The organism is Altibacter sp. (assembly GCF_019913785.1).
Lineage (GTDB): Bacteria > Bacteroidota > Bacteroidia > Flavobacteriales > Flavobacteriaceae > Altibacter.
Genome location: NZ_JAIOHK010000037.1, coordinates 1 through 5722 on the forward strand (window position 1 = coordinate 1; position 5722 = coordinate 5722).

Consider the following 5722-nt stretch of genomic DNA (forward strand, 5'->3'; position numbering starts at 1 on the left):
CGGCAACGCGCTCAAAAACAAGCTTGAGGTCGTTCTCTAAATATGCATACAAGGCAGTCTTGATAGTAGTTTTCTCTTCATTTGTGAGCTCCCTTTCAGCGACATAAATTATTTTGAAGGCGTCCAATGCGGTTTGTTCAATAATAAATTCTTTTACATTTCCATCGTCTTCGATCACACTTTTGGTCACGTAGTAAAAAGTAAGTCCGGGAACCGTCTTTCCTCCGGGCAATTTTGCAATATCGTTGGTGCGGCCTATTAATTCGCGCAAGAGAGGCGTTTTATGAGTGCTTTTAAGATCCAAAACACCAATATCGCCAATGTCGTATCGAATCATGGGGTGTGCCTTGTTGTATAGGGATGTGATCACAATTCGCCCCGGTGTTCCATCTGCAACAGGCGCACCATTGTCATCCACAATTTCCACAAACAGCGTTTCACTGTTTAGCACAAATTGGCCGGCGATATTTGTAAATGCAATAAGATCGAGTTCACTGGCCCCGTATTCATTGATCACCGGCACTCCAAAGGTAGCTTCCAATAATTCCTTATCACTTTCAAAAAGCATTTCGCTAGTAACGATACAATGCTTCAAACTGGAGCACACATCTTTTAAATGAAGTCCCTTTTTATGTAAAAACTTCGCAAAGAGTACTACCGAACTGGTATACCCATTGATATAATCGAATTTTTTTCTGCGGAATACATCTAAAAATTCTTCCATCTTTTTGTCGGAAAGATCAAAAATCGGGAAACGATACCTATTACTTAACCGATCCTTTAAACGTTCTTTTCGATATCCTTTCTTGTCCAACGGAATCCCATAAAATCTGGCTTCCAACGAACTGCTAAAATCAATGCCATGCCATTGATAGCGATCGATGATTTCGGCCCAGGTTAACGCATGGCACCATTTGTCCTTTGCAAAAACAAAGGGATGACCACTGGAGCCAGAAGTCTTATTTATATATACATTTTTTTCTGAAAACCCTTTCGATAACCTGTCAGCCAAAGGTTTTTGTAAATCGCCTTTTTGCATAATCGGAACCGCATTCCAGTCAGAAATAGGCGCCTTCCCGGCAAAGCGTTTATAAAAAATATTTTCTTGTTGGTGAAATTGTAAAATCTCCATCCGGCGCGTTTGAATATAGGCTTCATAATCGGCTTCAGAGATTTCCTGAATTTTTTTCAATTGTTTCTTCGCTTCCGAAATAGGGAAACCTTTCAAACGCAGCGTAAGTTCAAATAAATTCAATACAAATAATTAGTAGGTCAATTTAGTGAAACTACTTTTCGAAAAAAAGACTTCTTTACTTTTTTGAAAAGTACAGTGGAACTAATCCCGCTGAAAAGCCGGATTCTATGATTGTCAACCTATAAAATTCCCTTATTTTTGAAGCCGAATTAAAATTCTTCCAAAAATGAACATTTTAATCATTGGGTCAGGCGGTCGTGAACACACATTTGCGTATAAAATAGCACAAAGTGAACGTTGCGATAAACTATTTGTCGCTCCTGGAAATGCAGGTACCGCTGCTATAGCAACCAATTTGCCACTCTCGGTAACGGATTTTGAAGGCATCAAAGAATGTGTGCTTCAAAATAATATTGAAATGGTTGTGGTAGGACCGGAAGATCCCTTGGTGCACGGAATCGCGAATTATTTTTCTGAAGACAAAGATTTAAAAAATGTGATGCTTATCGGTCCTTCAAAACGAGGGGCTTTGTTGGAAGGAAGTAAAGAAAGAGCCAAGGAATTTATGATGCAGCACAATATTCCAACTGCGGCTTATGCGAGTTTTACCAAGGAATCATTAGCTGCCGGAAAGCAGTTTTTAGAGACACTTCAACCCCCTTATGTGTTAAAGGCAGATGGATTAGCTGCCGGAAAGGGTGTTTTAATTCTGAAGAATCTAGAGGAAGCAAAACGTGAGTTAGAAAACATGGTGGCACATAGCAAGTTCGGCGAAGCTAGCACAACGGTGGTGATCGAAGAATTTCTCGACGGAATTGAACTCAGCGTTTTTGTGTTGACAGATGGTAAAAACTATAAAATACTCCCAACTGCCAAGGATTACAAACGCATAGGCGAAGGAGACACCGGTCTAAATACAGGAGGCATGGGAGCGATCTCTCCCGTGCCCTTTGCAGATACGGTGTTGATGAAAAAAATAGAAGAGCGAATCGTAAAACCTTCGGTAAACGGACTTCAGAAAGAAAATATTGACTACAAAGGCTTTCTGTTTATTGGATTGATTAAGGTAGGAGACGAACCCTATGTGATCGAGTACAATGTGCGTATGGGTGACCCAGAAACCGAGGTGGTGTTGCCACGTATCAAGAGTGATTTGGTTACCTTATTTGAAGCCACCTTCCAGCAACGATTGGATGAGGTTGACTTAGAAATTGACGCCCGCGCTGCAACTACCGTAATGCTTGTTTCAGGAGGATATCCCGAAGCCTACGAAAAAGGGAAGGAAATTAAAGGAATTTCAGAAATAAGGGATTCGATCGTTTTTCACGCAGGAACCACTCTGAAAGAAGGGGTACTAGTTACTCACGGAGGACGTGTTTTGGCGGTGACCTCTTTGGATGCAGATTATAAATTGGCACTAAAAAAATCCTACCTAAACATAGCAAAGCTATCTTTTGACAGGATGTATTACCGTACCGATATTGGTTTCGACTTAGCCTAAATACGAGTGAGACGTAGAGCTTTTATCCTCTTCACCTTTGTCGTTGTATTTTTTTAGCTCGCCCATCCAATAGAAAAAGGCGATAAAACCAATAAGTGTTAAGAGCCAACTTACAATGTTCGACACCCACCAGCTATCAACTCCTAATCGCAAGGCATCGTAAGGTGCAAATAAAATATTTTCACTCAGTGATTGAATACCTTCAAAAAAACCTTTCCAAGTCATATCTTTATATTTACAACGCAAAAGTATAAATTACCTCCCATGCTCACAAGCTTTTTTGGCAAATCTAATCCGGTTAATTATTTATTGCTTGGCATATTTATTTTTTTGGGCTATGTTATTGCAACCTACCAAGGGGTTTTAGAGTCGTTTTCTGTATTAGGCCTTGGAGAGCACATTATAGTGGCCGGAGCTTGTGTCTTTTCAATGCTTTTAGTTGATTTTATCATTCGCAAGAACGCGCTCACCCGATCGAACACCTTTGGCATTTATCTTTTCAGTTGCTTTCTTCTTATGTTTCCTGTTATTTTTTCTGAAAAGGGTGTTGTACTTTCCAATATATTTTTACTGCTGGCCTTACGCCGAATCCTCAGTTTAAAATCGGAAAGGAACATAGAAAAAAAGGTGTTGGATGCTTCTATTTGGATAGCGGTAGCCATGTTCTTTTATTTTTATGCCTGGCTTTTTTTTGGAGTGCTTTTTATAGCGATTCTTCGGAAAAAACATACCACTTACAAGCACCTACTTATCCCGTTCGCAGGATTAGTAGGGGTTTTTGTTATTTCTACAGCCTATCATTTTATCAGGTACGATTCCTTTGATTGGTTTTTGGAGATGAGAACCGTCCCCGGTATGGACTTTTCGGCATACCATTCAAAAGGGATATTAATACCCCTCACTGTTGTGATAACACTTTTGGTTTGGACCGGTATTTACCGGGTTTTTAGACTTTCAGCCATATCAAAAAAAGACAAACCCAATTATCTTCTGCTGCTTTTCGTTGCAGGAGTTAGCCTGTTATTGATTGTACTTAGCCCTGAAAAAAAAGGAGGAGAGCTTCTATTTTTATTGGCACCAACAGCTATTATTACGGCAAATTTTATTGAGAATAGTAAAGAATTTTGGTTTAAAGAGATGGTGCTTTGGCTTTCGGTCGTATTGCCGGTTATTTTGTGGTTCATTCGATAATGACTGTAAAAGCACATGAAGAAAACATATAAGGGAAGAAGTTGAAAATACGTACCTTTGCACTTTAAATACGGGTAAATTACCTAACTGAAATCAATAACAAATGTTTAGTAAAAAAGCCAATACCATTTTCGCCGAAGTAATCGATGTGTATCATGTAATAAACAAAGTGGATCAATCGTTCTCGAATCCGTATAACAAGGACAGTGAACTCTTAGAACATTTGCTGTATCGAAAGTGCTGGATTGATACGGTGCAATGGCATTACGAAGATATTATTAGAGATCCCAATATAGACCCTGTGGCGGCGTTGAAGCTAAAAAGACAAATTGATGCTTCCAATCAGGATCGCACCGATATGGTGGAATATATTGACAGCTATTTTTTAGAAAAGTACAAAGACGTAACCCCAAATACCGATGCCACGATCAATACCGAAAGTCCGGCATGGGGCGTGGACCGCTTGTCGATCCTGGCGCTTAAGATTTATCATATGCATGAGGAGGCTAATAGGTCAACTGCTTCGGAATCGCACCGTGCGGCCTGTCAAGCTAAACTCAATGTGTTGTTAGAGCAACGCGTGGATCTAAGTACTGCTATAGATCAACTATTGGGGGATATTGCTTCAGGAAGAAAATACATGAAGGTATACAAGCAAATGAAGATGTATAACGATGAGGAGTTAAATCCTGTCTTACGCAAAAAGAAATAGTACCTTTCTGCTAAGAAAAGCGGAATAGTAATGTCCAGCCCAAAACACATATTGGTTATACGTCTCTCTGCAATGGGCGATGTGGCCATGACCGTACCCGTATTAAAAGTGGTTGTGCAAACCTACCCTAAGGTTAAACTCACCGTTGTTTCTCGTGCCTTTTTCAAACCTATATTTGACGATATTCCAAATCTAAATTTTTTAGAAGCCGATGTGTATGGTGAACACAAGGGGCTGGGATTACTAAAATTGGCCAACCAGGCAAAGGCCTTGAACATAGATGCTGTAGCCGATATACACAACGTAATACGCTCGAAAGCAATCACTAATTATCTTAGGATTAAAGGGGTTAAAACGGCAACAGTAAATAAGGGAAGAGCCGAAAAAAAATCCCTAACGAGGGCAGGTGGCGGGACGATACATCCATTAAAAACAACCCATCAGCGCTATGCCGATGTTTTTTCGGCCTTGGGGCTACCTATTCAACTCACACAGTACCAAGCTCCCAAACGAAAACGACTAACACCTAGACTGCTCAGTCTAATAGGAAGACATACTCAAAAAGCGATTGGGATAGCGCCCTTTGCGGCTTTTGAAGGTAAAACCTATCCATTTGAATTAATGAAAGAGGTAATAGCCAAATTAAATAATACAGGGGCGTATCAAATCTTCTTATTTGGTGGGGGTAAAGCAGAAATTAATTCCCTTGCTAAGATCGAACCTTTGTATCCGGCAGTAACCAATGTGGCCGGAAACCTCACCTTTGAAGATGAATTGGCACTGATTTCAAATTTAGACCTCATGCTATCCATGGATAGCGGAAATGGTCATCTCGCCGCCATATTTGGGATTCCGGTGATCACACTTTGGGGAGTGACACATCCCTTCGCAGGCTTTGTGCCCTTCGGACAACCCGAATCCAATCAAATTTCAGTAAGCAGAGAGAAGTATCCCTTGATACCAACCTCTGTCTATGGGAATACATATCCGGAAGACTATAAAAATGCTATGTCAACCATTTCTCCGGAAGTCGTTTTTAATAAGATTTTGAAGGTGCTTGAAAATTAAACATCATCATAGTCCACCACCAAGGTTGCTGTAGTAGGATGTGCTTGACAAGTTA

6 protein-coding genes are annotated in these 5722 nt (G+C 40.3%); 4 read left to right on the top strand and 2 right to left on the bottom strand.

Going from position 1 to position 5722, the window contains the following annotated elements:
- The coding region (locus K8F54_RS06325; RefSeq protein WP_290788613.1) for a phenylacetate--CoA ligase family protein at nucleotides 1-1255 on the bottom strand (1255 nt) is incomplete at its 3' end.
- A gap of 166 nt (nucleotides 1256-1421) precedes the next feature.
- Here K8F54_RS06325 and purD point away from each other — a divergent pair.
- Nucleotides 1422-2696, top strand: coding sequence for a phosphoribosylamine--glycine ligase (gene purD / locus K8F54_RS06330; protein ID WP_290788616.1), 1275 nt, complete (start codon nucleotides 1422-1424; stop codon nucleotides 2694-2696).
- Here the strand turns inward: purD and K8F54_RS06335 are convergent.
- A complete protein-coding gene (locus tag K8F54_RS06335; RefSeq protein ID WP_290788618.1) occupies nucleotides 2688-2921 on the bottom strand; it encodes a uracil phosphoribosyltransferase in 234 nt (77 codons plus the stop codon). The genes purD and K8F54_RS06335 overlap by 9 nt on opposite strands.
- A 39-nt stretch (nucleotides 2922-2960) precedes the next feature.
- Between K8F54_RS06335 and K8F54_RS06340 the strand changes: the two genes are divergently transcribed.
- The 3 genes from K8F54_RS06340 to K8F54_RS06350 all read left to right on the top strand — a co-directional run bounded on the left by K8F54_RS06340 (nucleotide 2961) and on the right by K8F54_RS06350 (nucleotide 5667).
- The gene (locus tag K8F54_RS06340) at nucleotides 2961-3887 is read left to right on the top strand and encodes a DUF6427 family protein (RefSeq protein WP_290788621.1); all 927 of its coding nucleotides are present in this window, start codon (nucleotides 2961-2963) and stop codon (nucleotides 3885-3887) included.
- 103 nt (nucleotides 3888-3990) lie between these two features.
- Nucleotides 3991-4599, top strand: coding sequence for a DUF4254 domain-containing protein (locus K8F54_RS06345; protein ID WP_290788624.1), 609 nt, complete (start codon nucleotides 3991-3993; stop codon nucleotides 4597-4599).
- A gap of 30 nt (nucleotides 4600-4629) precedes the next feature.
- Nucleotides 4630-5667 carry a glycosyltransferase family 9 protein gene (locus tag K8F54_RS06350; RefSeq protein WP_290788626.1) on the top strand — a complete coding sequence of 346 codons (1038 nt, stop codon included), beginning with the start codon at nucleotides 4630-4632 and terminating at the stop codon, nucleotides 5665-5667.
- Nucleotides 5668-5722: the final 55 nt, after the last annotated feature.